We start from the raw sequence: 24,978 nt of genomic DNA, 5'->3' as shown, positions 1-24,978 counted from the left end.
ACATCCGGGGTGCTACATGGATAAGTCCACAAAAGAGCTGTTAGCGCAGGCCGAAAAGCTGTGTGCGCAACGCAATGTGCGCCTGACTCCGCAGCGCCTTGAAGTATTACGCCTGATGAGCCTGCAGCAGGGTGCCATCAGCGCCTACGATCTGCTCGACCTGCTCCGCGAAAGCGAGCCGCAGGCAAAGCCGCCGACGGTCTATCGCGCTCTGGATTTCCTGCTTGAACAAGGGTTCGTGCACAAGGTGGAATCCACCAACAGCTATGTGCTGTGCCATCTGTTCGATCAGCCCACCCACACATCGGCGATGTTTATCTGTGACCGCTGCGGCGTGGTGAAAGAAGAGGCTGCGGAAGGCGTGGAAGACATTATGCATACGCTGGCAGCGAAAATAGGGTTTGCCCTGCGTCATAACGTGATTGAAGCGCACGGGCTCTGTTCCGCGTGCGTGGAGGTGGAAGCCTGTCGCCATCAGGACGCGTGTCAGCACGACCACTCTATCCTGGTGAAGAAAAAGCCGCGTTAACGGCAAAAGATAAGGCGGCCTGGAGCCGCCCTGTGGGTTATTCAGCGTTACCAGCGGTAGTCGTTACGGGTTTCCCAGTCTTTTACTTCGTTTTCCGCCTGATCTTTCGCGTAGCCGTAACGTTCCTGAATTTTACCGACAAGCTGATCGCGTTTACCTTCAATGACGGTCATATCGTCATCAGTCAGCTTACCCCACTTTTCTTTCGCTTTACCTTTGAACTGCTTCCAGTTGCCGCCGATTTCGTCTTTATTCATCATCGTGTCCTCTTAGTTAAGCGTCGGGTCGTAACGTCCGTTACGTTCTTTTCTGCTGGACGTGATAATTATTGTAGTTAAGGATTCCGTAGTTAATTTCATATTCGGAATCTTTAACCGTCACGATATATCGTGGCGCGAAGAGAACCAGGTATCGTTTTGCCAGTGGCGGTGCCAGATAAACGCCAGCGATAACCCGCGCAGCGAGAGGAAGACGGCCAGGGCCAGCCACAAACCGTGATTACCCAGCCAGGGAAGCGTTAGCAGCGTCAGACCAAAACCTGCCGCCGCAACCGCCATGCTGTTGCGCATTTCCGCTCCGCGCGTCGCACCAATAAACATGCCGTCCAGCAGATAACACCAGACGCCGACCACCGGTAAGATGACTTGCCAGAGGAGATAGTGACTCGCCAGCTCGCGCAGAGCAGGGATAGACGTCAGCAATGCAACGATCTGCTCACCAAAGCAGGCGTACACCAGACCAAAGGCCAGCGCCACCAGTCCCGACTGACGGCAGGCTGCCCGCCAGACATCCCGAAGCTGCCCGCTTTTTCGCGCACCGTATGCTTGCCCGGAATGCGCTTCAACCGCGTAGGCAAAACCGTCCAGCGCATAGGCGGTAAAGGTCAGAAGCGTCATCAATATCGCGTTGACCGCCACGATTTCTGGCCCCAGTCGAGCCCCGAAAACCGTCAGCGCGCCGAAGCAGAGCTGAAGAAGCAGCGAGCGCAGCATGATGTCACGGTTGAGGGCCAGCAGCTTACGGATATTGCCGCGCCATGCGGTTTTGAGCAGCGCCAGAGAGATCCCGCGCATCGACAGCACGCGCCAGACCATCCACAAGCCAATGATAAAGGTTCCGTATTCGGCAATCGCCGTCGCCAGCGCCGCGCCCCGCACGTTCATATGCAGGCCCATCACCAGCCAGATATCCAGCACAATGTTGAGAAGGTTGCCCACCACCAGCAAAATCACTGGCGCCCGGGCATACTGAACGCCCAGTAACCACCCCAGCAGAACCAGGTTAGCCAGCGACGCTGGCGCGCTGAGCCAGCGGATTTCAAGGAAACGTCGCGCCTGATCCAGTACCGCCTCGCTGCCGCCAACGATATGAAGCGCAAGATCGATCAGGGGTGTCCGCAATACAACGATTAATGCACCCGCGCCAAGCGCGAGTATCAGCGGCTGCACCAGCGCACGCGCCAGACGCAGCGGATCTTTCGCACCATAAGCCTGTGCGGTAAGACCGGTGGTGCTCATGCGTAAAAAGAGCAACAGCATAAACAGGAAGCTGGTTGCCGTCGCGCCAATCGCCACGCCGCCAAGATAAACCGGTGAATCAAGATGGCCTATAACGGCAGTATCAACCAGTCCCAGTAAAGGCACGGTAATATTGGAGAAAATCATCGGCAGGGCAAGACGCCACAATGCCTTATCTGATGCCGTCAGTAGTGACATGCGAAATACCGGGAAAGGTAGATGAACAGGCTACAGCGGAAGCGTAGCCTGTCAGGAAGAGATTACAGCCATTCACCGTTACGAATCACGCCTACTGCCAGACCTTCGATAGAGAAGTTCTGTTCGCGGAGATCGACCACAATTGGGGTGAACTCGTTGTTTTCAGGCAGCAACTGAACGGTGTTACCCTGTTTTTTCAGACGTTTGACGGTGACTTCATCGTCAATGCGCGCGACAACCACCTGGCCGTTACGCACATCCTGCGTTTTATGTACCGCAAGCAGATCGCCGTCAAGAATACCGATGTCTTTCATCGACATGCCGCTAACGCGCAGCAGAAAATCAGCGCTCGGCTTGAACATGGCTGGATCGACCTGGTAATGACCTTCAATATGCTGCTGTGCCAGTAAAGGCTCACCGGCAGCAACACGACCTACCAGCGGAATGCCCGTCTCTTCTTCTACCAGCAGTCGGATACCGCGTGACGCGCCTGATACAATCTCAATCACGCCTTTACGCGCCAGCGCTTTCAGGTGTTCTTCGGCAGCATTCGGAGAACGGAAACCCAGACGCTGCGCGATTTCCGCACGCGTAGGTGGCATACCCGTCTGGCCGATATGATCCCGGATGAGATCAAACACCTCTTGCTGCCTGGTCGTTAACGCTTTCATTCCGCCCCCTGGGTGTATATACAGTTATGCTGTGAGTATATACAGTCAAAGGCGATTTTGGAACCAAAAACTGCACAAAAAACCAGGGACTTAATTATTCCTCGAGGCTCATCGGAAATGTGACCAAAGCAGCGTGACCCAGGTGATAACGGCAGTGATAATCGCCAGTAATACGGCAGCAGATCCCATGTCTTTTGCGCGGCCAGAAAGCTCATGGAAATCGGAACCGATGCGATCCACAACGGCCTCAATAGCGCTATTAAGAATTTCCACTATCATCACCAGAAGTACGGAACCGATAAGAAGTACGCGGGTAATAGCATCAACATCAAGGAAACAGGCGACGATCACCGCGATGATAGCGGCGACGCCCTCCTGGCGAAACGCGGCCTCGTTGGCCCATGCGGCACGGAAACCTTTCCATGAATAGCCGGCGGCTTTGATGATACGTGTTAACCCAGTGGTATTATTGGCCATTAAAAGAACCTTTTTTAAAAAAGAGCGTCAGTAACAGGAGCCGTAGCGCGTTTCGCTACAGCCTGAAGTATGACGGGTAACAACAGAAATTTTGCGCGCTTTCTGTTATCCTTGCGCCGCAATTGCATTATTAACCAGAGGCTTTACATCGTTTATGTCCGGCTGGCCACGAATTTACTACAAATTACTTAATTTACCATTAAGCATCCTGGTAAAAAGCAAGTCTATCCCAGCAGAACCCGCGCTGGAACTGGGGCTCGATACGTCGCGTCCCATTATGTACGTTTTGCCTTATAACTCGAAGGCTGACTTACTGACGCTTCGCGCCCAGTGTCTGGCGCATGACTTACCAGATCCGCTTGAACCGCTGGAAGTTGACGGTACGCTGCTGCCGCGCTACGTGTTCATCCACGGCGGGCCGCGCGTGTTTACCTATTACACGCCGAAAGAAGAGTCCATCAAGCTGTTCCATGACTATCTCGACCTGCACCGCAGCAACCCCGATCTGGATGTGCAGATGGTGCCGGTATCGGTGATGTTTGGTCGTCGTCCGGGCCGCGAAAAAGGTGAAGAGAACCCGCCGCTGCGCATGCTTAACGGCATCCAGAAGTTCTTTGCGGTCTCCTGGCTGGGACGCGACAGCTTTGTACGTTTCTCCCCTTCCGTTTCGCTGCGTCACATGGCGGACGAGCACGGCACCGACAAGATCATCGCGCAAAAACTGGCGCGCGTGGCGCGTATGCACTTCGCTCGTCAGCGCCTCGCTGCCGTAGGGCCACGCCTCCCGGCGCGTCAGGATCTGTTCAACAAGCTGCTGGCCTCCAAAGCGATTGCCCGCGCCGTTGAAGATGAAGCGCGCAGCAAGAAAATTTCGCATGAGAAAGCCCAGCAGAACGCCATTGCGCTGATGGAAGAGATTGCAGCGAACTTCTCTTACGAGATGATTCGCCTTTCCGATCGTATTCTCGGCTTTACGTGGAACCGCCTGTATCAGGGCATCAACGTCCATAACGCCGAGCGCGTGCGTCAGCTGGCGCATGATGGCCATGAGATTGTCTATGTCCCCTGCCACCGCAGCCACATGGACTACCTGCTCCTTTCATACGTGCTCTATCATCAGGGGCTGGTACCGCCGCACATTGCTGCCGGTATCAACCTGAATTTCTGGCCAGCAGGTCCGATTTTCCGCCGCCTGGGCGCGTTCTTTATTCGTCGTACCTTCAAGGGTAACAAGCTCTACTCCACCGTGTTCCGCGAGTATCTGGGCGAGCTGTTCAGCCGCGGCTATTCCGTGGAGTACTTCGTGGAGGGCGGTCGTTCCCGTACCGGACGTCTGCTCGATCCGAAGACCGGCACGCTGTCGATGACCATCCAGGCCATGCTGCGCGGAGGTACCCGTCCGATTACGCTGGTGCCTATCTACATTGGCTACGAGCACGTGATGGAAGTGGGCACGTACGCGAAAGAGCTGCGTGGCGCGACCAAAGAGAAAGAGAGCCTGCCGCAGATGCTGCGCGGCTTGAGCAAGTTGCGCAATCTTGGTCAGGGCTACGTTAACTTCGGCGAGCCGATGCCGCTGATGACGTACCTGAACCATCACGTTCCGGAGTGGCGCGAGTCCATCGATCCTATCGAAGCGGTGCGTCCGGCCTGGCTGACGCCAACGGTTAACGGCATCGCGTCCGAGCTGATGGTGCGCATTAACAACGCCGGTGCGGCTAACGCCATGAACCTGTGCTGTACGGCGCTTCTGGCTTCGCGCCAGCGCTCGCTGACCCGTGAACAGCTCACAGAGCAGCTGGATTGCTATCTGGATATGATGCGGAACGTGCCGTATTCGGTTGATTCGACCGTACCTTCTGCGACCGCCAGTGAGCTTATCGATCACGCGCTTCAGATGAACAAGTTTGAAGTCGAAAAGGACACGATCGGCGACATCATCATTCTGCCGCGCGAGCAGGCGGTGCTGATGACCTACTACCGCAACAACATCACGCATATGCTGATGCTGCCGTCGCTCATGGCCGCCATTATTACCCAGCATCGTCATATCTCCCGTCAGGAGCTATTGCGCCATCTTGAGACCATCTATCCGATGCTGAAAGCGGAGCTGTTCCTGCGCTGGAGTAAGGATGAGCTGGCGACAGAACTGGATAAGATGACGGAAGAGATGCGTCGCCAGGGGCTGATCGCCGTTTCAAACGACGAGCTGCACATCAATCCGTCACGCTCCCGTACCCTGCAGCTGCTGGCGGCCGGTGCGCGTGAAACGCTGCAGCGCTACGCCATTACGTTCTGGCTGCTGAGTGCGAACCCGTCCATCAACCGCGGTACGCTGGAGAAAGAAAGCCGGACGCTGGCCCAGCGCCTGTCCGTTCTGCACGGCATTAACGCCCCTGAATTCTTCGACAAAGCAGTCTTTAGTTCTCTGGTACTGACGCTGCGTGATGAAGGCTTCATCAGCGATACAGGCGATGCCGAGCCGGAAGAGACGCTGAAGGTTTACCAGATGCTCGCAGAGCTGATTACCTCGGACGTGCGCTTGACGATTGAGAGCGCCACGCAGGGCGAGTGATGTTAAAAAGCCGGGTGATGGTTTCACCTGACCCGGCCTGACGTTCTGCATAATAAAAGGCCCGGTAAGCGTTAACGCTACCGGGCCTTTTTTTCTGCCTTGTTAAATCATTGCATTTAGCTGAGCAGCGTAAAGGCAATCATCCCGACAATCGCACCCGTCGTGCCGAGTATGGTTTCCATCAGCGTCCAGGTTTTCAGGGTTTGCGCTTCGGTGGCGCCGGTAAACTTACCGAACAGCCAGAAGCCGGCGTCGTTAACGTGAGAGACCACAATCGAACCGCCCGCGATACAGATAGAGAGCGCGGCCATCTGGGCACCGGAGTAGTTCAGCTGTTCAATCACCGGCATCACCAGACCCACGGCGGTTAAACACGCCACGGTGGCGGAACCCTGAATGATACGAACCGCCGCAGCCAACACAAAACAGGTTACCGCAATCGGCAGGCCCATCCCGGTCAGCGCTTCACCCAGAGCCGGGCCCACGCCGGAATCCACCAGCACCTGCTTGAACACGCCGCCGGCACCGATCACCAGCAGGATAATGCCCGCAGGCTGCAGCGCCGCACCGCAAATCTCCATCACCCGGTCTTTCGGCATCCCCTGACGCATCGCCAGGCCGTAAATCGCCACCAGACAGGCCACCAGGATCGCCGTAAATGGGTGACCGATGAACTCGAACCATTCGTAGGCGCTGGAACCCACCGGCACAAAGCGCGCGGCGATGGTTTTCAGACCCACCAGAACCAGCGGCAGCAGGATCAGCGACAGGCTGAAGCCGAAGGACGGCATTTTGCCCTCGCCCAGGTGCGGCTCGGTGACGTCATCCGGAATATGCAGCTCAACGTAACGGCTGATGAAGTTGCCCCACAGCGGACCGGCGATAATCATCCCCGGGATTGCCGCGCACAGGCCAATCAGGATCATCCAGCCAAAGTCGGCGTGCATCTGGGAGGCAAGCAGCATCGGCGCAGGCCCCGGCAGCAGAAACGCCGCAGCCGCCGCCACCCCCGCAAACAGCGGAATGACCAGCTTCACGAGGTTAGTACCAGTATGGCGCGCCATGGAGAATGCGACGCTTATCAGCAGCACAACGGCCACTTCGAAGAACAGCGGCAGCGCGCAAATCAGCCCTGCCAGGCCAATCGCGTAGTGCGCACGGCTGTGGCCAAAGGATTTCAGCATCTTCACTGCAATCTGGTCGACCGCGCCCGTCTCGTGCAAAATCTTGCCAAACATCGCGCCCAGCGCGACCACAATCGCCAGGAAGCCCAGCGTACCGCCCATCCCTTTTTCCATCGTCGCGGCGATCTTGTCGAGCGGCATACCGGAAAAGAGACCAGCACCAATAGAAACCACCATCAAAGCAACAAAGGCGTGCATGCGCGCCTTCATCACTAAAAACAGCAGCAGCAATACCGAACCCACTGCTGTCAAAACTAGCGTTAATGTACTCAAAACTTACTGCCTTTTATTAATGACCTCGATGGTGCTGGCAACAACACCCTCCAGTGACTGATCGATATCAACCACTAAGACGTCTTTCTCGTCTTCACCCGGCTCCTGCAGCGCTTCGAACTGCGTTACCAGCATCTGGGTTTTGAAGAAGTGACCTTTACGCGCCTTCAGGCGGCTTTCAATCACTTCGAAATCCCCTTTCAGGTAGATGAAAGAGAGGTTTGGGTTGCCGTCGCGCAGCAGGTCGCGATAGGTTTTTTTCAGCGCGGAGCAGACGATCAGGGAGACTTTATTGGTACGCTGCATAGCGAACGCGGCGTCATTCAGCGCCTGCAACCACGGTTTGCGGTCGTCGTCGTTCAGCGGCTCGCCGGAGGCCATTTTCATGATGTTGCTGCGCGGATGGAGGAAGTCGCCATCAAGAAACGCAGCCTGGAGTTGATGCGCCACTTCGCTGGCCACGGCTGATTTCCCGCTACCGGAAACGCCCATCAGGACGTAGACGTGGTGATCGTGATTAGTCGTGCTCAAAGGGTGTCCCTCAGTCAATTGTTACGGGTAACAGTTATCGGTAACATTGTCCTGCTGGGGCAAAAGAGAAGCAATATCCAAACGTGCGCGAAGTGAATAAGTGTGAGCTACTTCAAATTTGTCAGTTCAAATAGATCCACCCGGTGACAAGGTGAAACCTAAATCTAACATTTTCGGGGTAACCGTCTCGCCACGAATGCGCGCCAGCAGGCGTTCTGCGCCAATGCGGCCCATACGTTCACGCGGGGTCAGGACGCTCGCCAGACGCGGCTCCATCACCTGGCCAATGTCGTGGCCGTGGAAACCGGCGATCGCCATATCATCAGGGATCTTCAGCCCCAGACGCTGACACTCAAATGCTGCGCCGACCGCAAGGTCATCGTTGGTACAGAAAATACCGTCCAGTTGCGGATACTCACGTCGTGCCTGACGCATCAGCTCAATACCCGACGTATAGGAAGAGGACTGCTCCACCATCACGCTGTAGGGGGTTAAGTTCGCGTCAAGCATCGCCTGCTCGTATCCCTTCTGTTTGATGATAGTACGTTCATCAAGACGCGCACCCAGATAGGCGATATGACGGTGCCCGCGGGCGATAATGGCCGCCGTCATCTGACGCGCCGCTTCGAAGTTATCAAACCCCACGGCGATGTCGAGGCACGGCGACTGGCTGTCCATCAGCTCCACGACCGGAATACCGGCCACTTCAATCATTTTGAGCGTGCGGGCAGTGTGGGTTCGTTCGGTTAAAATCAGGCCGTCAATGTTCCAGGAAAGCATCGACTCAAGACGTTCCTCTTCGAGTTCCGGCTTGTACCCGTAGTGGGCGAGCATGGTCTGGTAGCCAAACGCATCGGTGACGCTTTCTATTCCACGTAATACTTCGGCGAAAACCTGGTTGGTCAAAGAAGGAAGCAGAACGCCCACCGCGCGGCTGGTCGCATTGGAGAGAATATCGGGCGCGCGGTTGGGGATATAACCCAGTTCATCAAGGGCAGCGGCAATCTTGCCACGTAACGCTACGGAAACCTGTTCCGGGTTACGTAAAAAACGGCTGACCGTCATTTTGGTCACACCGACGCGATCGGCGACATCCTGAAGTACGGGGCGTTTCTTTTTCATCGTCCTGAGAAATCTTGAAGTGATAGATTTGCTCAGTTTACCACGGACAAAGCCCATCCTTCCCCTGTCAAAGGGAAGGATGGGGATTTATTTATGTTTTATTACACCGGCGGCAGGTCAAACAGCAGAATTTCGCTTTCGCTGTCGGCGTGCACGGAGATCGCCTGCTCGTCCCAGATGGCCAGACCATCGGCGGTTGTCGCTTTGGTCCCGTTGATGGACACGTCACCTTTCACCACCTGGATCCAGACGCGGCGGTTAGCGGCAATCTGATGCACGGACTGTTCATCTTTCGCCAGCGCCCAGCGGTACAGCTCCATATCCTGATGCACTTTCAGGGAACCTTCACGCGCATCCGGGGACAGCACCAGCTGTTTGCCCTGTTTCGCGTCGAAGCGGCGCTGCTCGTAGCGCGGCGTGATGCCGGTCTCTTCTGGAATGATCCAGATTTGATACAGGTGCAGTTTTTCCGTTTTGCTCGGGTTGTACTCGGAGTGACGCACCCCGGTACCCGCGCTCATAATCTGGAACTCGCCCGCCGGAACCTGCTCTTTGTTGCCCATGCTGTCCTGGTGCTCAACCGCGCCTTCCAGCACATAGGTAAGGATTTCCATGTCTTTGTGCGGGTGGGTACCGAAGCCCTGGCCTGCATCAATCACGTCGTCGTTAATCACGCGCAGCGCGGAGAAGCCCATGAAGTTCGGGTCGTAGTAGTCGGCAAACGAGAATGAATGCCATGAGTCCAGCCAGCCATGATTCGCGTGACCACGTTCGTTTGCTTTGCGTAAGTAGATCATTGTTTTCACCCTCAGTTCGTTTCGATGGAGTAAGTGTGGACGCAAACGGCCTGGGATCATAGAGGGTGAAAATTGACTCCTCTGTTCAAAAATTGTGAACAAGTTCAGAGGAGCCGTTTTTGCTTATTTCGCGAGGGTTATCGTGGCAGGAGAAGCCTGTTCGAAGGCCCGCTCAAGGATTTCGAGGTTGATCAGAACGTCAGATTCCTTGACGTAATTCGCCGTGCCGTTTGTTAGGGTCTCAAACAGCGCATCGTAGACGCGGCCATAGTCGCCGCTTTCCGGCTTCAGCGTTTCTTTGACCGTCATGCCCTCGTCGTTCACATACTCCAGCACGCCCACGGAATCGTCCGCGGCAAATCCCGGCTCGCCCGGCATGATATTGGCCTTCAGGCTGGTCTCCTGCTGGTCAATGCCGTACTTAATGAACGAACCCCGGGTACCGTGAACGATAAATTTCGGGTAGTCGATCTTCATCAGGTGGCTGGTTTTGACGATGGCCTTCAGATCGCCGTAGAACAGCTGGGCTTCGAAGGTATCGTCCGGATTGGCTTTGTTGCGCAGGCTGCGAATGTCATACGCCACGTGGTCCGGGCGGCCAAACAGGGAGATGATCTGGTCCATGGTGTGCACGCCCAGACCATAGAACGAACCATCCTGAGGCAGTCCGGGCTGCGTTTCCGCCACCGGACGGTAGTAATCGAAGTGACTTTCGATTTCCACGATGTTGCCGAGCTTGCCGCTTTCAATCGCTTTTTTCGCCGTCAGGAAGCAGCTGTCAAAGCGACGGTTCTGATACGGCGTGACGGTCAGGCCTTTGCTTTTCGCCAGCGCGAACAGCTCTTTCGCTTCGGCAATAGTCGGGGTGAACGGCTTTTCTACCAGCACGTTTTTACCCGCATTGAGCGCGCGTTTGGCATAGTCAAAATGGCTGTCGGCGTGGGTGCAGACAATCACCAGCTTCACCTGCGGGTCGTTAAGCACCTCATCGAGATCGCTGGTGAAGTGGATGTGGGAGTACTGCGGAGACTGCTCTTCCGGCTTCGCGCGGCGGCGGTAGATATGGGCCACATGCCAGGTATCTTTACGGTTGAGGACATACGGCAGGTGGTAGCGGGTGGTGCTTTTACCAAATCCAATAAATGCGCAATGTAGTGTCATGGCTCAGTCCTTTTGGAAGGTTACTGAGTCTAACCATAACAAAAAAAAAGCCAGCTAAAAGCTGGCTAAAGTAATACTGGAAGCAATGTGAGCAATGTCGTGCTTTCAGGTTCCCGTAGCGGTCTTCCTGAATGCAGAGCAATAATAATCATTCTCATTCGCACTTGTCCAATACTTTTTGCAAAAAATAGCGGTTGACTCAAATTTTAAAGTCATTGATGTTGGAAGGGACTTTTAACTGACTGAGGAACAAGGAATGAGTGAGATAGTGATACGCCACATCGAACCCAGCGATGCAGAAGCTTTACGTGACATCATGTCGCATCCTGATGTGTATCACGACACGCTACAACTCCCTCATCCTTCTATGGAAATGTGGCACGAACGCGTTGCGACAAAACCAGGCCGGCGCCATCTCGTTGCCTGTCTTGACCAGCGCGTTATTGGACATATGGCGCTGGACGTAATGGAAAACCCGCGTCGCAGCCATGTTGCCACATTCGGCATCAGCGTTGCTGCGGATATGCAGGGACGCGGCGTAGGCCGCAGGCTCATGAGCGAGATGATCAACCTGTGTGACAACTGGTTGCGCATTGAACGTATCGAACTGACGGTCTTTGCCGATAACCCCGCGGCAGTTGCCCTCTATAAAAATTTTGGTTTTGAAATCGAAGGGACCGGCAAGAAATTTGCCCTGCGCAACGGCGAATATGTGGACGCGTATTATATGGCGAGAATGAAGTAGTGATTTGCCGGGGGGCGGCTTCGCCTTGCCCGGCCTTCGTTCGTGCAGTTGTAGGCCCGGTAACCGCAGCGCCACCGGGCAATACATCAATACCCCGCCGTCAAATCATCCACCGAACGCGGATCTGATGCGCCAAACAGCGCTCCGTCCGGCCCTACCATAATGCTCTGGGTGCTGCCCATCGCCTCTTTCACCGCCACCTTCTGCCCACGCTGCTCCAGCAGTTTAATGGTGTCCGGGCTAAAGCCCTTCTCGACGCGCAGCTCGTCCGGCAGCCACTGATGATGGAAGCGCGGTGCGTTGGTGGCTTCGGCGACGTTCATCCCAAAGTCGATGCTGTTCACCACCATCTGCAATACTGTGGTGATAATTCGGCTGCCGCCCGGGCTGCCGGTTACCAGCCAGGTTTTGCCCTCTTTCACCACGATTGTGGGCGACATGGACGACAGCGGACGTTTCTTCGGTCCTACCGCATTCGCATCGCCGCCGACCAGCCCGTAGACGTTCGGCACGCCCGGCTTGGCGGAGAAGTCATCCATCTCGTTGTTCAGCAGAATGCCGCTGTTGCCCGCCACAATCCCGGTGCCAAACGTGGTGTTGAGCGTATAGGTCACCGCCACCGCGTTACCGTCTTTATCCACCACCGAGAAGTGGGTGGTCTGGTTGCTTTCATACGGCGCCAGCTTGCCGGGGCGGATCTCGCTCGACGGCCTGGCCTTGTTGATATCGATCTGATCGGCAATGGATTTGGCGTACGCCTTGTTGGTCAGCGCCTGCCACGGCACCTTCACGAAGTCCGGGTCGCCGAGATATTCCGAGCGATCGGCATAGGCGCGTTTTTCCGCTTCCGCCATTATCTGCATGGCATCCGCGCTGCCAAAGCCGAACTTGTGCATATCGAAGTTTTCAAGAATGTTGAGGATCTGCACGATGTGAATGCCCCCGGAAGACGGCGGCGGCATGGAGAAGACCTCATACCCGCGGTAGGTGCCGCTAATCGGCTCGCGCTCCACCGCCCTGTAGTCCGCCAGATCCGCTTTGGTGATGAGCCCGCCGTTCTTCTGCATCTCTTCCGCAATCTGATCGGCAATCGCCCCTTTGTAGAAGGCGTCCGGACCGTGCTCCGCAATCAGCTCCAGGCTTTTAGCGAGGTTTTTTTGCACCAGCTTATCGCCCTTCTTCAGCGGCTCGCCGTCTTTCCAGAAGATGGCCTTGCTGTTTTCATGATTCGGAATGACTTCGCTGCCGTAGGTTTTGAGGTCGTCTGCCAGCGCGTCATTCACCACAAAGCCCTCCCGCGCCAGCTTGATGGCAGGCTGCACCACCTTGTTCAGCGGCATCGTGCCGTATTTTTCCAGCGCCAGCGAGAAGCCCGCAACGGTGCCCGGCGTGCCGGACGCGAGATGCGAGGTCAGGGATTTTTTACTGTCAGGGTTGCCCTGGTCATCAAGGAACATGTCTCGTGACGCCTGAGAAGGCGCCATTTCACGGAAGTCGATGGCGGTGGTTTTCCCGTCTTTGGTGCGCAGCATCATAAAGCCGCCACCGCCCAGGTTCCCCGCTTGCGGGTGCGTCACCGCCAGCGCGTAGCCGACGGCGACCGCGGCATCCACCGCGTTACCGCCCTGTCTGAGAATATCGACGCCCACGCGGGTCGCCAGCGCATCCACGGATGCCACCATGCCGTGGGTTGCCCGCACGGGATGAAAAACATCTTCCTCCACGCCGTAAGAGACCGGAGGCGCCGCGGGCGGGTTCCCCGCCACGCTAAATGTACCGCCAGCCATCAGCGCGGCGAGGGCGACCCAGCGCAAAAACGTTGGTTTCATCATTATTGTTCTCCAGGTGAAGGGATCCATATTCCCCGCTTAAGCCTGGTTCACAACTCCTAAAAAATCATCGTCATGGTGAAATCAGGGTAAACTTAAGAGAGACCTCAAAAGGAGGAAATGACAATGAAACGCTTATTGATTCTTACGGCGCTGATCCCGTTTGCCGCGCTCGCACAGCCCCTCAACACCATGAATAACCCGAATCAGCAGGGTTACGTCATCCCGAGCCAGCAGCGTATGCAGACCGAGATGATGAGCCAGCAGCAGCAGCAAAAAGGGATGTTGAATCAGCAGCTGAGAACGCAGACCCAGGTGCAGCAGCAAAGCCTGCAAAATCAGATGAACGCCAACACCCAGCGCGTGCAGCAGGGGCAGGTGCGCGAGCAACCGTTGCCAAATAAAAACGGCGGGATGTTAGGGGGAATGACGTCGTCAGGTAGCGGACAGCAGCATATGCTGCCGCCGCAGTCGAATGGCAGTATGCTTAATCCGCAGAACTAAAGTCCGGGCCGATCAGGTCGATTGCATCGGTGCAGATGCTGTCTACCCCCCAGCGCAGCAGTTCGGCCGCGCGCTGGGGTTTATTGACGGTGTAAACCAGAATATGCAGACCCGCGTCCTTCAGCATCTTCACCCGCGCCTCATCCAGCAGCTTGTGGTTGAGATGAATAGAGACGCACGCTAAGCGCGTCGTCAGCTCGCGCCAGTCTTCGCGCCACTCGTCCAACAATAGCCCGCGCGGCAGCTCCGGCGCGGCAGCCTGCGCCGCCTCCAGCGCGTCGATTTCAAACGAGGAGAGTAGCGGCGCGGTCATCCCTTCCCACAGCTCGCGCGCGGCAAGGGCAATCACTTTGCCGGTCAGCGGCCCGGTGCCGGTGGTCGGTTTAATTTCGATATTGGCCATCATGCCGTGCTGGCGACAGCGATCGGCCACTTCCGCCAGCAGCGGCAGCGGTTCGCCTTTGAATTCGCCGCTGTACCAGCTTCCGGCGTCGACTTTCAGCAGATCGCGCCACGGCAGATCGCCCGCCACGCCCCAGCCGTTGCTGGTGCGTTCGAGGTTATCGTCATGCAGCAGGAAAATCTCGCCGTCTTTCGACAGCTTGGCGTCGAACTCGATCATGGTGTGGCCGTAACGCGCGCCAACATCAATCGCCGCCAGGGTGTTCTCCGGCGCCAGTTTACCGCCGCCGCGGTGGGCGACGACGTGGGGATAAGGCCAGTTGCTCATACTCGTTGTCCTGTTTCACCGTCAAAAAGGTGCAGATGATTTTCCGGCAGGTGCAGCCACAGCGTGCTGCCTGCTTTAGGGCGCTCCTGATGTGCCAGACGCACCACCATCTTTTGCTCGCCCCAGCGCCCGTGCGCCAGGTTATCTGCACCCAACATCTCCAGCGTGTCCATGACCAGCGGCACGCCTCCTTCCGCCTGAGAGGTTAAACCGATATGTTCCGGGCGGATACCGAGCGTCATCTTACGCCCGGCGTAGCCACGATAGTACCAGTTGATTGGCAATGCCATCCCGCTTTCCAGCTCAAAGTGCGAGCCCGCGCTGCTGATACGCCCTTCCAGCAGGTTCATCGCCGGGCTGCCGATAAAGCTCGCCACAAAGCGGGTAGCCGGTTTCTCATACACTTCCACCGGGGTACCAATCTGCTCGGCAACGCCTTTGTTCATCACCATCACGCGCTGGGCGAGGGTCATGGCTTCGACCTGATCGTGGGTAACGTACAGCGAGGTGGTTTTCAGACGACGGTGCAATTGCTGCAGCTCAAGACGCATCTGCACGCGCAGCTTGGCATCGAGGTTAGAGAGCGGCTCGTCGAACAGGAATACCGCCGGATCGCGCACGATGGCGCGCCCCATCGCTACGCGCTGGCGCTGGCCGCCGGAGAGCTCGCGCGGGCGGCGCTTCAGCAGGCCGTCCAGCTCGAGAATACGCGCCGCCTCTTTCACCCGCTCGTCGATAAGGCCTTTGCCCATGCCGCGGATTTTCAGCCCCCAGGCCATGTTCTCTTCCACGCTCATGTGCGGATAGAGGGCGTAGTTCTGGAACACCATCGCGATGCCCCTGTCTTTTGGCTCCATTTCGGTGACGCGCTGACGATCAATCCAGATATCCCCGGAGGTTACGCGCTCCAGCCCCGCCACCATGCGCAGCAGCGTGGATTTGCCGCAGCCGGACGGGCCGACCATCACGATGAATTCTCCGTCCGCCACGTCGAGCGTCAGCGGCTGAATCACCTGGGTTTTACCATCCCAGCTTTTGGTTACTGCCTGAAGTTTTAAACCTGCCATCTTATTTCTCGCTATCGACCAGGCCGCGGACAAACGCGCGCTGCATGGCTAAAACAATGACTACGGGTGGGATAAGGGTGAGCAGCATCGCCGCCATCACCTGGTTCCAGAGGGTGGTGCCTTCGCCGGTGGCGATCATGCCTTTGATGCCCGCCACGGCGGTGCCGAGGTTGACGTCCTGAATAATCAGCAGCGGCCACAGGTACTGGTTCCAGCCGTAGATAAAGGTGATCACAAACAGCGCCGCAAGGTTGGTTTTCGACAGCGGCAGCACGATGTCGCGGAAGAAGCGCATCGGCGACGCGCCGTCGATGCGCGCCGCTTCAATCAGCTCGTCCGGCAGGGTCATAAAGAACTGGCGGAACAGGAAGGTGGCGGTCGCCGAGGCCATCAGCGGCAGGGTTAAGCCCGCGTAGCTGTCGAGCATCTTCAGGTTGGCGATCACCTCCACCGTCGGGAAGATACGCACCTCTACCGGCAGCATCAGCGTAATGAAGATCATCCAGAAGAAGAGGTTACGCAGCGGAAAGCGGAACCAGACGATGGCGAAGGCCGAAAGCATCGACACCGTAATTTTGCCGACCGTAATGCCAAACGCCATGATGAAGCTGTTGAGCATCATCAGCCAGAACGGCGCGCTGTTGGCGCCCACGCCCCGGGTCCAGATGGTCTTCATGTTCTCGAACAGATGCCCGCCGGGGAGCAGCGTCATCGGCGTGTCGAACACCGCTTTGGTGTCCAGCGTGGCGGCGACAAACGCCACGTACAGCGGGAAGAGGATAACGATGATCCCTAAAATCAGCATGGTATGGCTGAAAATCGTCAGCCCGCGACGGTTCTCAATCATTGGTAGCGCACCTTACTTTCGACATAGCGGAACTGCACCACCGTGAGGATGATGACGAGGAACATCAGCACAACCGACTGCGCGGCGGAGGCGGAGAGATCCAGCCCCGCAAAGCCTTCGCGGTAGATTTTGTAAATCAGCGTCGTGGTCGCCTGTACCGGACCGCCTGCGGTCGCCGCGTCGATCACCGGGAAGGTGTCGAAGAAGGCGTACACGAGGTTAACCACCAGCAGGAAGAAACTCACCGGGGCGATCAGCGGCAGCGACAGTCTGAAGAAACGACGAATGGGCCCAGCCCCGTCGATGGCAGCGGCTTCCACCAGCGAGCGCGGGATGGACTGCAGCGCGGCAAAGAAGAACAGGAAGTTGTAGCTGATCTGCTTCCACACCGAGGCGAACACCACCAGAAACATCGCCTGGCCGCTGTTCTGGGCGTGGTTCCAGTCGTAGCCCAGTTCGGCCAGGAAGTGGGTAATCAACCCGCGCCCGGGGTTAAACAGGAAGATCCACAGCACGGCGGCGACGGCGGGAGCCACGGCGTAAGGCAGCAGCATCAGGGTTTGATAAATACGGCTGCCGCGCACTACATAGTCCACCAGCGCGGCGAAAAACAGCGAGGCAACCAGACCGCTGACGGTCACCAGCGCGCTGAACTTCATCGTCGTCCAGAAGGAGTCCAGGTAGTAGCTGTCATGGAACAGCGCGGTAAAGTTGTCCAGACCAACAAACTGGCTGGAAAGCCCGAACGGGTCGACGCTTTGTACCGAGTACCACAGCGCTTCGCCCGCAGGCCAGATAAAGAAGATAACGGTGATGACCAGCTGCGGCGCGACCAACAGGTACGGAAGCCAGCGGGAACGGAACACCGGACGGGATGATGACATTGAGATTTGGTTCCTGGCGATTTCTGTTTTCTCCCTCTCCCTGGGGGAGAGGGTTGGGGTGAGGCATCAGGCCGCATTAATCCGTAGGCCCGGAACGCTGCGCGTCACCGGGCATTTTTTTACGATTTCGTCGACTGCTCAAAGCGGCGCAGCAGCTGATTCCCGCGCTCTACCGCAGAATCCAGCGCCTGCTGTGGCGTTTTCTTCCCGGTCCACACGCTTTCCAGCTCTTCATCCACGATGGTGCGGATCTGCGGCATGTTGCCCAGACGCAGGCCTTTGGTGAACGGCAACGGCGGCTTGTTCAGCATCTGGCGCGTCGCGATGTCCGCCCCTGGGTTCTTGCTGTAGAAGCCCTGCTCGCGGGTCAGGTCATACGCGGCTTTGGTGATCGGCAGGTAGCCGGTCTTCTGGTGCCATTCGGCGGCGTTTTCCGGCTTCGCCAGGAAGTCGAGGAACTCGGCCACGCCTTTATAGGTGCCCTTGTCTTTACCCTGCATCACCCACAGGCTCGCCCCGCCGATGATGGCGTTCTGCGGCGCGCCCTTCACGTCAGCGTCATACGGCATCATGCCCACGCCGTAGTTAAATTTGGCGTAGTGGCGGATATCCGCCAGAGAGCCGGACGAGGCGGTGGTAATGGCGCAGTCGCCGTTGTAGAACTTCTCGGTGGATTCGTCTTTACGCCCGAAGTAGCTGAAGTCGCCCTTCTTGTTCAGATCGGCAAGCAGCGCAATGTGCTTCACCTGCTCCGGCTTGTTGAACTCCAGTACCGCATCGGTGCCGTCGAAGCCGTTGTTTTTGGTCGCAACCGGCAGGCCATGCCAGGCGCTGAAGTTTTCAATCTGGATCCAGCCCTGCCAGCCGCTGGCGTAGCCGCACTTCATTCCCGCCGCTTTCAGCTTCGCGGTGTATTCGGCCAGGTCCTGCCAGGTTTTTGGCGGCTGCTCCGGATCTAAACCGGCTTTCTTGAAGGCGTCTTTGTTGTAGTACAGCACCGGCGTGGAGCTGTTAAACGGCTGAGACAGCAGATGTCCGGTTTTGGAATCGGTGTAGTAACCCGCTACGGTTGGCACGAACTGGGATTCATCGAAGTTAATACCCGCTTCTTTGAATACTTCATAGACCGGCTTGATGGCTTTGGAGGCCATCATCGTGGCGGTGCCCACTTCATAAACCTGTAACAGTGCAGGCGCGTTGCCGGTACGGAAGGCGGCGATGCCCGCGCTCAGGCTCTGCTCGTAGTTGCCTTTGTACACCGGCACAATTTTGTAATCCGGGTGGGTGTCGTTGAAACGCTGCGCCAGGGAGTCAACTTCTTTACCCAACTCCCCTTCCATGGAATGCCAGAACGGAATGGTCGTCACAGCCATTGCGTTCGTCGCAAAAGCCAGACCCAGTGCCAGACCCAAAGCTGTGTGTCGTAACGATGTCATTGTCATCTCTCTTATTGTGCCGGATGCGCGATATCACGCGTTTTATGCTCGCGAGGTAACATGACATGCTCGAATGACAGAAAAATAACTGTTTGTTTACAGATAAGTGACAGTAAAGGGTCAGGGGGATGATGGTTATGTGAAGGGGGTTGGATGGTTGGGTGCGGTCTGGTGCCCTCACCCCGGCCCTCTCCCACAGGGAGAGGGAGAAAACACTAAAAAAGGCAACTTGCGTTGCCTTTTTGCTTTTACCTATCCGCCCAGATACGCGCTCCGCACCGCTTCGTTCGCCAGCAGCGCGTCGCCGGTGTCTTCCAGCACCACGCGGCCGTTCTCCAGCACGTAGCCACGGTCGGCGAGCTTCAGCGCCTGGTTGGCGTTCTGCTCGACGAGGAAGATGGTCATCCCCTCTTTGCGCAGCTGCTCGATGGTGTCGAATATCTGTTGGATGATGATTGGCGCCAGGCCGAGCGACGGCTCATCCAGCAGCAGCAGGCGCGGCTGGCTCATCAGCGCGCGGCCGATCGCCAGCATCTGCTGCTCACCGCCGGACATGGTGCCCGCACGCTGAATGCGGCGCTCCCACAGGCGCGGGAAGAGTTCGTACACCCACTTGATGCGGGTCTGGTATTCATCGCGGTGGGCGAAGAACCCGCCCATCGCCAGGTTCTCTTCCACCGTCATACGCGAGAACACGCGGCGCCCTTCCGGAACAATCGCCACCGCCTCGCGCATGATTCTGGCGGTCTGCCAGTCGGTAATGTCTTTGCCATCGAACACAATCCGCCCGCTGGTGGCGCGCGGGTCACCGCACAGGGTGCCGAGCAGCGTGGTTTTGCCCGCGCCGTTGGCGCCAATCAGGGTCACGATTTCACCCTGATTGATATGCAGGCTGACGTCGTGCAGCGCCTGAATCTTGCCGTAGTGCGCGTTGACCTTGTCGAACGTTAACATCGCTTTTTCCATCTTATGCCTCACCCAGGTATGCGCGGATCACGTCCGGGTTGTTGCGAATCTCTTCCGGCGTGCCGTTTGCCAGCGGCGTACCCTGGTTAACCACGTAGATACGGTCGGAAATGCCCATTACCAGCTTCATGTCGTGCTCAATCAGCAGAATGGTGGTGTCGTGGTGATCGCGCAGCTCAGCAATCAGCTCGTCCAGCTCTTTGGTCTCTTTCGGGTTGAGGCCCGCCGCCGGTTCGTCGAGCATCAGGATTTCCGGCTGGGTGACCATGCAGCGCACAATCTCCAGACGACGCTGGTCGCCGTAGGCCAGATTGCTCGCCTGGCGGTTAGCGTGCTGCAGCAGGCCAATTCGGTCGAGCCAGGTGGCGGCGCGATCGAGCGCTTCATCCTGGGCGCGGCGGAAGGCCGGGGTTTTCAGCAGACCGGAGAACAGCCCGGTTTTCAGCTGCTGATGCTGCGCAACCAGCAGGTTCTCAATCACCGTCATCTCGCGGAACAGACGCACGTGCTGGAAGGTACGCACCACGCCCATGCGGGCAATCTGCTGGCCCGGCAGCCCTTCAAGGTGCTTGTCGCGCAGCATGATGGTGCCGCCCGTCGGCTTGTAGAAGCCGGTCAGGCAGTTAAAGACCGTGGTTTTCCCCGCGCCGTTCGGGCCAATCAGGGAGACAATCTCTTTCTTGTGCAGATCCAGTGACACATTGTTGACCGCCAGCAGGCCGCCAAAACGCATCATCAGACCGTTAACGGATAATAATGGCTGACTCATGCCTGCTCTCCTTTCGCTTGCCCGTTCTTCAGCTTCAGCTGTGGACGGGTCATCGGCAGCAAGCCCTGCGGACGCCAGATCATCATCAGCACCATCAAACCACCCAGCATTAACATGCTGTATTCGTTAAAGTCGCGCATCAGCTCGCGCGAAACCACCAGCAGGATGGCCGCGAGGATAACGGCGAACTGCGAGCCCATCCCGCCGAGCACCACAATCGCCAGCACAAAAGCGGATTCGGCAAAGGTGAACGATTCCGGGCTGACGAAGCCCTGACGCGCGGCAAACAGCGTCCCGGCGAAACCGGCAAACGCGGCGCTGATGGTGAACGCGGTCAGCTTGATGCGTGTCGGGTTCAGGCCCAGGGAACGGCAGGCGATCTCATCCTCGCGCAGTGCTTCCCACGCGCGGCCCAGCGGCATGCGCAGCAGGCGGTTAATCACGAACAGGGTGATCACCACCAGCAGCAGCGCTACCAGATAGAGCCAGATCACGCGGTCGGACGGGTCATACTTCACGCCGAAGAAGTTACTGAAGGTATCCCAGCCGCCTTCGCGGGCGGTACGGCTGAACTCCAGACCGAAGAAGGTCGGTTTCGGGATCTGGCTGATGCCGTTCGGGCCGCCGGTCACTTCGGTGTTGTTCAGCAGCAGGATACGGACGATTTCACCGAAGCCTAAGGTCACGATCGCCAGGTAGTCACCGCGCAGGCGCAGCACCGGGAAGCCAAGCAGGAAACCGGCTGCGGCGGAGACCAGCCCCGCCAGCGGCAGACAGGTCCAGAAGCCGAGGCCGTAATAGTGGTTCAGCAGCGCGAAGGTGTAGGCGCCGATGGCGTAGAAGCCGCCGTAGCCAAGCACCAGCAGGCCAGATAGCCCCACCACCACGTTCAGACCAAGACCAAGAATCACGTAGATCATGGTCAGGGTAGCGATATCTACGGTTCCACGAGAGACCACAAACGGCCACGCCACGGCGGCCACCAGCAGCGCCACGAGGAACAGCTTCTGCTTAACGGTTGACCCGTCGATGGCCGGCAGAACGAATTTCGGCCCGGAGACGTTTTTCAGCGACTTCTGGAACAGCGGACGCAGCAGCTGGAACAGGAACACCACGGCAGTGCCGATAAATACCCACTGCCAGCGGATGTCGGGGGCGGCGTCTACCACCAGCTTCGTCCCGTCCAGACCTAACTGGACGCCCATAAAGACGCCCGCCAGCACGAAGAACATGGCGGCAGAGAGCAGCGCCATTGCAAAATGCATCGGTTTCATACTTTCTCTACCTCCGGACGGCCCAGAATACCGGTAGGCATCACCAGCAGAACCAGAATCAGCAGGGCAAACGACACCACATCTTTATACTCAGTGCTCAGATACGCCGAGGAGAGCGCTTCCGCCACACCCAGGATCAGGCCGCCGATCATCGCCCCCGGAATACTGCCGATACCGCCCAGAACCGCCGCGGTAAACGCTTTCATCCCGGCCATAAAGCCGATGTACGGGTTGATCACGCCGTAGAACTGGCCGAGCAGCACGCCTGCGACGGCCGCCATCGCGGCGCCAATCACGAAGGTCAGGGCAATCACGCGGTCGGTGTTGATGCCGAGCAGGCTCGCCATCTTCAGGTCTTCTGCGCAGGCGCGGCAGGCGCGACCCATACGCGAGTAGCGGATGAACAGCGTCAGGGCGAGCATCGCAATAAAGGTCACGACCCAGATAACCAGCTGCATAGTGGTGATAGAAGCCGAGAAGTTTTCACTGGCCCCCACAATCCACTGGCCGTTAAACAGGCTTGGCAGCGCCACGTCGCGCGAGCCTTCGGTGAGGCTGACGTAGTTTTGCAGGAAGATCGACATCCCGATCGCGGAAATCAACGCAATCAGACGCTTGGAGCTGCGCACCGGCCGGTAGGCCACGCGCTCGATGCTCCAGCCGTAGGCGCTGGCAATTACAATCGCGCCAACAAACCCGGCTGCGACCAGCAGCCAGCTGCTGTCGATGCCCATCATCATAAGGGCAGCAATAATCATAAAGGAGACATAGCTACCGATCATGTAGACCTCGCCGTGGGCGAAGTTGATCATGCCGATAATGCCGTAAACCATCGTATAGCCGATGGCGATCAGCGCGTAGGTGCTTCCCAGCGTAACGCCGTTAAACATCTGCTGCAGGAAATAGAGAAACTGCTCGGACATATGCAAACCTTTTTATACCCGCCCGTCAGTCCGGGCGGTGGGATAATTATTTGGCGGCCGAGGATGAACCGTCGGCGTGCCACTTAAAGACACCAAACTCAAATCCCTTCAGATCGCCTTTCTCATCCCAGTTCAGCGGCCCAATCACGGTGTTCGCCCCGTGTGCTTTTAAATCTTTCACCAGATCCAGCGGTTCTTTGCTGCCGGAGCGTTCCAGCGCGGTGGCCAGAGACTGTACGGCGGCGTAGGTGATCCAGACGTACGGACCACTCGGATCTTTCTTCTGCGCCTTGAGCGCATCCACGATAGCCTTGTTGGCCGGATCCTGGTCATAGCGTTTTGGCATCGTCACCAGCATGCCTTCAGCAGAATCCCCGGCGATGTTTGACAGAGAGGCATTGCCCACGCCCTCTGGCCCCATAAACTGGGTCTTCAGACCGGTGGCGCGCGCCTGACGCAGCATCTGGCCCATCTCCGGGTAGTAGCCGCCGTAGTAAACAAAGTCGATATTCTCTTTTTGCAGGCGGGCGATCAGCGCGGAAAAGTCTTTCTCACCGGCGGTAATCCCGTCGAAAAAGACGATGTTTGCGTCGCCTTTTTTCAGGCCGTCCTGAACGGAGCGCGCCAGGCCTTCGCCGTACTGCTGCTTGTCATGAATAATGGCGATACGCTGCGGCTTGACGGTTTCAAGGATGTATTTGGCGGCGGTTGGCCCCTGAGAGGAGTCCAGCCCCGCGGTACGCATGATGTGCTGGTATCCGCGCTGGGTCAGCTCAGGGTTAGTGGCGCCAGGGGTGATCATCAGAATGCCTTCGTCTTCGTAGATATCAGAAGCGGGCTGGGTGGACGACGAGCACAGGTGGCCGATAACATACTGGATGCCGTCGTTAACGATTTTGTTGGCGACCGCGACGGCCTGTTTCGGATCGCAGGCGTCGTCATATTCTACGCCCACCAGCTTGTCGCCTTTGATGCCGCCCTTAGCGTTGATGTCTTTGATGGCCTGGCGCGCACCGTTGAACTCCATATCACCCCACTGCGCAACAGGGCCGGACATCGCGCCCACTACCGCAACTTTAATGTCCTCCGCCATGGCGGCATGCGAGATCGACAGTGCGACCATCCCCGCGATTAACGTCTTCGCGTTCCTTTTCATCTCTGAATCCCCATTCGTGATGTCGTGTTTATATTTTGTTTTATTATGGTTAAAAAGCATTCTGTACTTTTAATGAACAACGCTATTTTTACCAGTGCCTTTAATGGTTTAGCGCAGGTTTTTGTCAAAAACCAGACTAAAATCTCTATTTTTCAGGCGATTAAGCAAAGATAATATTCTGAAATCAGGCAGAGATAAACAAATAAAAGTGCAGTTTGCAGCATAAAATAACGGTACAAAGCGCCGAATAAATCACTACCATTCAGGTTAAAATTCTGCTTATTTTTCGATCCATGTGTTTTCAAACTGCCCATCGCGTTGCCAAAAAACTAATCACCTGGTTAATGAGAATAAAAAGAGGAAGCCGCTGAGTGAATAAATTGAGTACACTGCCTCTACTCAATTTGATTTGGACAAGTAGCTAATGAAACTGACTATCGTGCGTCTGGTGACCTTTAGCGACCAGGATCATATCGACCTGGGCAAGATCTGGCCGGAATATTCCCCTTCGTCGCTGCGCGTTGATGAGACCCACCGCATTTATGCCGCGCGTTTTAACGAGCGCCTGCTGGCTGCGGTTCGCGTCACCCTGAGCGGTACAGAAGGAGCGCTGGACTCACTGCGCGTTCGTGACGTCACCCGTCGTCGCGGCGTGGGACAGTATTTAATTGAAGAAGTGATCCGCGAAAACCCAAGCGTGACCTCATGGTGGATGGCCGACGTGGGCGTAGAAGACCGCGGCGTGATGGCAGCGTTTATGCAGGCGTTAGGCTTTACGGCGCAGGAGAGCGGGTGGGAGAAGCGCTAAAAGAA

25 protein-coding genes are annotated in these 24,978 nt (G+C 57.1%); 5 read left to right on the top strand and 20 right to left on the bottom strand.

Annotated elements, in window-relative coordinates:
• The first annotated feature begins 16 nt into the window (after positions 1-16).
• Positions 17-529, top strand: coding sequence for a zinc uptake transcriptional repressor Zur (gene zur / locus ACW9E7_RS00355; protein ID WP_458727067.1), 513 nt, complete (start codon positions 17-19; stop codon positions 527-529).
• A gap of 47 nt (positions 530-576) precedes the next feature.
• Here the strand turns inward: zur and ACW9E7_RS00350 are convergent, their stop codons facing one another.
• The 4 genes from ACW9E7_RS00350 to ACW9E7_RS00335 all read right to left on the bottom strand — a co-directional run bounded on the left by ACW9E7_RS00350 (position 577) and on the right by ACW9E7_RS00335 (position 3,392).
• A complete protein-coding gene (locus tag ACW9E7_RS00350; protein ID WP_024906712.1) occupies positions 577-786 on the bottom strand; it encodes a CsbD family protein in 210 nt (69 codons plus the stop codon).
• Positions 787-906: 120 nt separating this feature from the next.
• Positions 907-2,244 carry an MATE family efflux transporter DinF gene (gene dinF / locus ACW9E7_RS00345; RefSeq protein ID WP_136196006.1) on the bottom strand — a complete coding sequence of 446 codons (1,338 nt, stop codon included), beginning with the start codon at positions 2,242-2,244 and terminating at the stop codon, positions 907-909.
• A 62-nt stretch (positions 2,245-2,306) separates the two neighbouring features.
• Positions 2,307-2,915, bottom strand: a complete 609-nt coding sequence (gene lexA, locus ACW9E7_RS00340) for a transcriptional repressor LexA (protein ID WP_111964211.1) — start codon at positions 2,913-2,915, stop codon at positions 2,307-2,309.
• Positions 2,916-3,023: 108 nt separating this feature from the next.
• Entirely contained in the window at positions 3,024-3,392 is a 369-nt protein-coding gene (locus tag ACW9E7_RS00335; protein ID WP_111964212.1) for a diacylglycerol kinase, read from the bottom strand.
• Positions 3,393-3,546: 154 nt separating this feature from the next.
• Between ACW9E7_RS00335 and plsB the strand changes: the two genes are divergently transcribed.
• Positions 3,547-5,967, top strand: a complete 2,421-nt coding sequence (gene plsB / locus ACW9E7_RS00330) for a glycerol-3-phosphate 1-O-acyltransferase PlsB (RefSeq protein ID WP_458727066.1) — start codon at positions 3,547-3,549, stop codon at positions 5,965-5,967.
• A gap of 116 nt (positions 5,968-6,083) precedes the next feature.
• Here plsB and gntU read toward each other — a convergent pair whose 3' ends face one another.
• From gntU to ACW9E7_RS00305, 5 genes are all read right to left on the bottom strand, one after another.
• A complete protein-coding gene (gene gntU / locus ACW9E7_RS00325) occupies positions 6,084-7,424 on the bottom strand; it encodes a gluconate transporter (protein WP_023310036.1) in 1,341 nt (446 codons plus the stop codon).
• 3 nt (positions 7,425-7,427) lie between these two features.
• A complete protein-coding gene (gene gntK / locus ACW9E7_RS00320; RefSeq protein WP_008503362.1) occupies positions 7,428-7,955 on the bottom strand; it encodes a gluconokinase in 528 nt (175 codons plus the stop codon).
• Positions 7,956-8,081: 126 nt separating this feature from the next.
• Positions 8,082-9,077, bottom strand: coding sequence for a gluconate operon transcriptional repressor GntR (gntR, locus tag ACW9E7_RS00315; protein ID WP_021242747.1), 996 nt, complete (start codon positions 9,075-9,077; stop codon positions 8,082-8,084).
• Between the two features lie 101 nt (positions 9,078-9,178).
• Complete coding sequence (locus ACW9E7_RS00310; RefSeq protein ID WP_021242746.1) at positions 9,179-9,874, bottom strand: pirin family protein; 696 nt, start codon at positions 9,872-9,874, stop codon at positions 9,179-9,181.
• Positions 9,875-9,997: 123 nt separating this feature from the next.
• Entirely contained in the window at positions 9,998-11,035 is a 1,038-nt protein-coding gene (locus ACW9E7_RS00305) for an oxidoreductase (protein ID WP_458727065.1), read from the bottom strand.
• Positions 11,036-11,291: 256 nt separating this feature from the next.
• Between ACW9E7_RS00305 and yhhY the strand changes: the two genes are divergently transcribed.
• The gene (yhhY, locus tag ACW9E7_RS00300; RefSeq protein WP_021242744.1) at positions 11,292-11,780 is read left to right on the top strand and encodes an N-acetyltransferase; all 489 of its coding nucleotides are present in this window, start codon (positions 11,292-11,294) and stop codon (positions 11,778-11,780) included.
• An 86-nt stretch (positions 11,781-11,866) separates the two neighbouring features.
• Here the strand turns inward: yhhY and ggt are convergent, their stop codons facing one another.
• Positions 11,867-13,612, bottom strand: coding sequence for a gamma-glutamyltransferase (gene ggt, locus ACW9E7_RS00295; protein ID WP_458727064.1), 1,746 nt, complete (start codon positions 13,610-13,612; stop codon positions 11,867-11,869).
• A gap of 123 nt (positions 13,613-13,735) precedes the next feature.
• Between ggt and ACW9E7_RS00290 the strand changes: the two genes are divergently transcribed.
• Positions 13,736-14,113 (top strand): DUF2756 family protein, encoded by a 378-nt coding sequence (locus tag ACW9E7_RS00290; RefSeq protein WP_111964217.1) that lies wholly within the window; start codon positions 13,736-13,738, stop codon positions 14,111-14,113.
• Here the strand turns inward: ACW9E7_RS00290 and ugpQ are convergent.
• The 10 genes from ugpQ to livK all read right to left on the bottom strand — a co-directional run bounded on the left by ugpQ (position 14,097) and on the right by livK (position 24,165).
• Positions 14,097-14,843, bottom strand: a complete 747-nt coding sequence (gene ugpQ / locus ACW9E7_RS00285) for a glycerophosphodiester phosphodiesterase (protein WP_458727063.1) — start codon at positions 14,841-14,843, stop codon at positions 14,097-14,099. The genes ACW9E7_RS00290 and ugpQ overlap by 17 nt on opposite strands.
• Entirely contained in the window at positions 14,840-15,910 is a 1,071-nt protein-coding gene (locus ACW9E7_RS00280; protein ID WP_458727062.1) for a sn-glycerol-3-phosphate import ATP-binding protein UgpC, read from the bottom strand. Before ACW9E7_RS00280 ends, ugpQ begins: the two co-directional genes overlap by 4 nt.
• 1 nt (position 15,911) lies before the next feature.
• On the bottom strand, positions 15,912-16,757 hold the full coding sequence (gene ugpE, locus ACW9E7_RS00275; protein WP_023310027.1) for a sn-glycerol-3-phosphate ABC transporter permease UgpE: 846 nt from the start codon (positions 16,755-16,757) through the stop codon (positions 15,912-15,914).
• Positions 16,754-17,641: a sn-glycerol-3-phosphate ABC transporter permease UgpA gene (gene ugpA / locus ACW9E7_RS00270; protein ID WP_023310026.1), complete on the bottom strand. Its 888-nt coding sequence runs from the start codon at positions 17,639-17,641 to the stop codon at positions 16,754-16,756. The genes ugpE and ugpA overlap by 4 nt, the downstream gene beginning before the upstream one ends.
• A 119-nt stretch (positions 17,642-17,760) precedes the next feature.
• Positions 17,761-19,077, bottom strand: coding sequence for a sn-glycerol-3-phosphate ABC transporter substrate-binding protein UgpB (gene ugpB / locus ACW9E7_RS00265; RefSeq protein ID WP_023310025.1), 1,317 nt, complete (start codon positions 19,075-19,077; stop codon positions 17,761-17,763).
• A 252-nt stretch (positions 19,078-19,329) separates the two neighbouring features.
• Positions 19,330-20,043: a high-affinity branched-chain amino acid ABC transporter ATP-binding protein LivF gene (gene livF / locus ACW9E7_RS00260; protein WP_008500102.1), complete on the bottom strand. Its 714-nt coding sequence runs from the start codon at positions 20,041-20,043 to the stop codon at positions 19,330-19,332.
• Position 20,044: 1 nt separating this feature from the next.
• On the bottom strand, positions 20,045-20,812 hold the full coding sequence (livG, locus tag ACW9E7_RS00255; RefSeq protein WP_024906698.1) for a high-affinity branched-chain amino acid ABC transporter ATP-binding protein LivG: 768 nt from the start codon (positions 20,810-20,812) through the stop codon (positions 20,045-20,047).
• A complete protein-coding gene (livM, locus tag ACW9E7_RS00250; RefSeq protein WP_048226437.1) occupies positions 20,809-22,086 on the bottom strand; it encodes a branched chain amino acid ABC transporter permease LivM in 1,278 nt (425 codons plus the stop codon). Before livM ends, livG begins: the two co-directional genes overlap by 4 nt.
• Positions 22,083-23,009, bottom strand: a complete 927-nt coding sequence (livH, locus tag ACW9E7_RS00245; protein WP_013099131.1) for a high-affinity branched-chain amino acid ABC transporter permease LivH — start codon at positions 23,007-23,009, stop codon at positions 22,083-22,085. The genes livM and livH overlap by 4 nt, the downstream gene beginning before the upstream one ends.
• Before the next feature lie 46 nt (positions 23,010-23,055).
• Positions 23,056-24,165 (bottom strand): high-affinity branched-chain amino acid ABC transporter substrate-binding protein LivK, encoded by a 1,110-nt coding sequence (livK, locus tag ACW9E7_RS00240; RefSeq protein WP_458727061.1) that lies wholly within the window; start codon positions 24,163-24,165, stop codon positions 23,056-23,058.
• A gap of 424 nt (positions 24,166-24,589) precedes the next feature.
• Between livK and panM the strand changes: the two genes are divergently transcribed.
• Positions 24,590-24,973, top strand: a complete 384-nt coding sequence (gene panM / locus ACW9E7_RS00235) for an aspartate 1-decarboxylase autocleavage activator PanM (RefSeq protein WP_023334145.1) — start codon at positions 24,590-24,592, stop codon at positions 24,971-24,973.
• Positions 24,974-24,978 lie beyond the last annotated feature (5 nt).

It is taken from the genome of Enterobacter sp. H2G27 (genome assembly GCF_054403075.1).
This window is presented reverse-complemented; position numbering and strand designations above follow the sequence as displayed.

Coding starts and splice junctions, on each gene's coding strand:
- ugpA (WP_023310026.1), bottom strand. CDS start 17,641: ATGTCATCATCCCGTCCGGTGTTCCGTTCCCGCTGGCTTCCGTACCTG.
- dinF (WP_136196006.1), bottom strand. CDS start 2,244: ATGTCACTACTGACGGCATCAGATAAGGCATTGTGGCGTCTTGCCCTG.
- ACW9E7_RS00335 (WP_111964212.1), bottom strand. CDS start 3,392: ATGGCCAATAATACCACTGGGTTAACACGTATCATCAAAGCCGCCGGC.
- panM (WP_023334145.1), top strand. CDS start 24,590: ATGAAACTGACTATCGTGCGTCTGGTGACCTTTAGCGACCAGGATCAT.
- livH (WP_013099131.1), bottom strand. CDS start 23,009: ATGTCCGAGCAGTTTCTCTATTTCCTGCAGCAGATGTTTAACGGCGTT.
- ACW9E7_RS00280 (WP_458727062.1), bottom strand. CDS start 15,910: ATGGCAGGTTTAAAACTTCAGGCAGTAACCAAAAGCTGGGATGGTAAA.
- yhhY (WP_021242744.1), top strand. CDS start 11,292: ATGAGTGAGATAGTGATACGCCACATCGAACCCAGCGATGCAGAAGCT.
- ACW9E7_RS00290 (WP_111964217.1), top strand. CDS start 13,736: ATGAAACGCTTATTGATTCTTACGGCGCTGATCCCGTTTGCCGCGCTC.
- ugpQ (WP_458727063.1), bottom strand. CDS start 14,843: ATGAGCAACTGGCCTTATCCCCACGTCGTCGCCCACCGCGGCGGCGGT.
- ACW9E7_RS00305 (WP_458727065.1), bottom strand. CDS start 11,035: ATGACACTACATTGCGCATTTATTGGATTTGGTAAAAGCACCACCCGC.
- ggt (WP_458727064.1), bottom strand. CDS start 13,612: ATGATGAAACCAACGTTTTTGCGCTGGGTCGCCCTCGCCGCGCTGATG.
- livM (WP_048226437.1), bottom strand. CDS start 22,086: ATGAAACCGATGCATTTTGCAATGGCGCTGCTCTCTGCCGCCATGTTC.
- lexA (WP_111964211.1), bottom strand. CDS start 2,915: ATGAAAGCGTTAACGACCAGGCAGCAAGAGGTGTTTGATCTCATCCGG.
- plsB (WP_458727066.1), top strand. CDS start 3,547: ATGTCCGGCTGGCCACGAATTTACTACAAATTACTTAATTTACCATTA.
- zur (WP_458727067.1), top strand. CDS start 17: ATGGATAAGTCCACAAAAGAGCTGTTAGCGCAGGCCGAAAAGCTGTGT.
- ugpB (WP_023310025.1), bottom strand. CDS start 19,077: ATGACATCGTTACGACACACAGCTTTGGGTCTGGCACTGGGTCTGGCT.
- livK (WP_458727061.1), bottom strand. CDS start 24,165: ATGAAAAGGAACGCGAAGACGTTAATCGCGGGGATGGTCGCACTGTCG.
- ACW9E7_RS00350 (WP_024906712.1), bottom strand. CDS start 786: ATGAATAAAGACGAAATCGGCGGCAACTGGAAGCAGTTCAAAGGTAAA.
- gntR (WP_021242747.1), bottom strand. CDS start 9,077: ATGAAAAAGAAACGCCCCGTACTTCAGGATGTCGCCGATCGCGTCGGT.
- ugpE (WP_023310027.1), bottom strand. CDS start 16,757: ATGATTGAGAACCGTCGCGGGCTGACGATTTTCAGCCATACCATGCTG.
- ACW9E7_RS00310 (WP_021242746.1), bottom strand. CDS start 9,874: ATGATCTACTTACGCAAAGCAAACGAACGTGGTCACGCGAATCATGGC.
- livG (WP_024906698.1), bottom strand. CDS start 20,812: ATGAGTCAGCCATTATTATCCGTTAACGGTCTGATGATGCGTTTTGGC.
- livF (WP_008500102.1), bottom strand. CDS start 20,043: ATGGAAAAAGCGATGTTAACGTTCGACAAGGTCAACGCGCACTACGGC.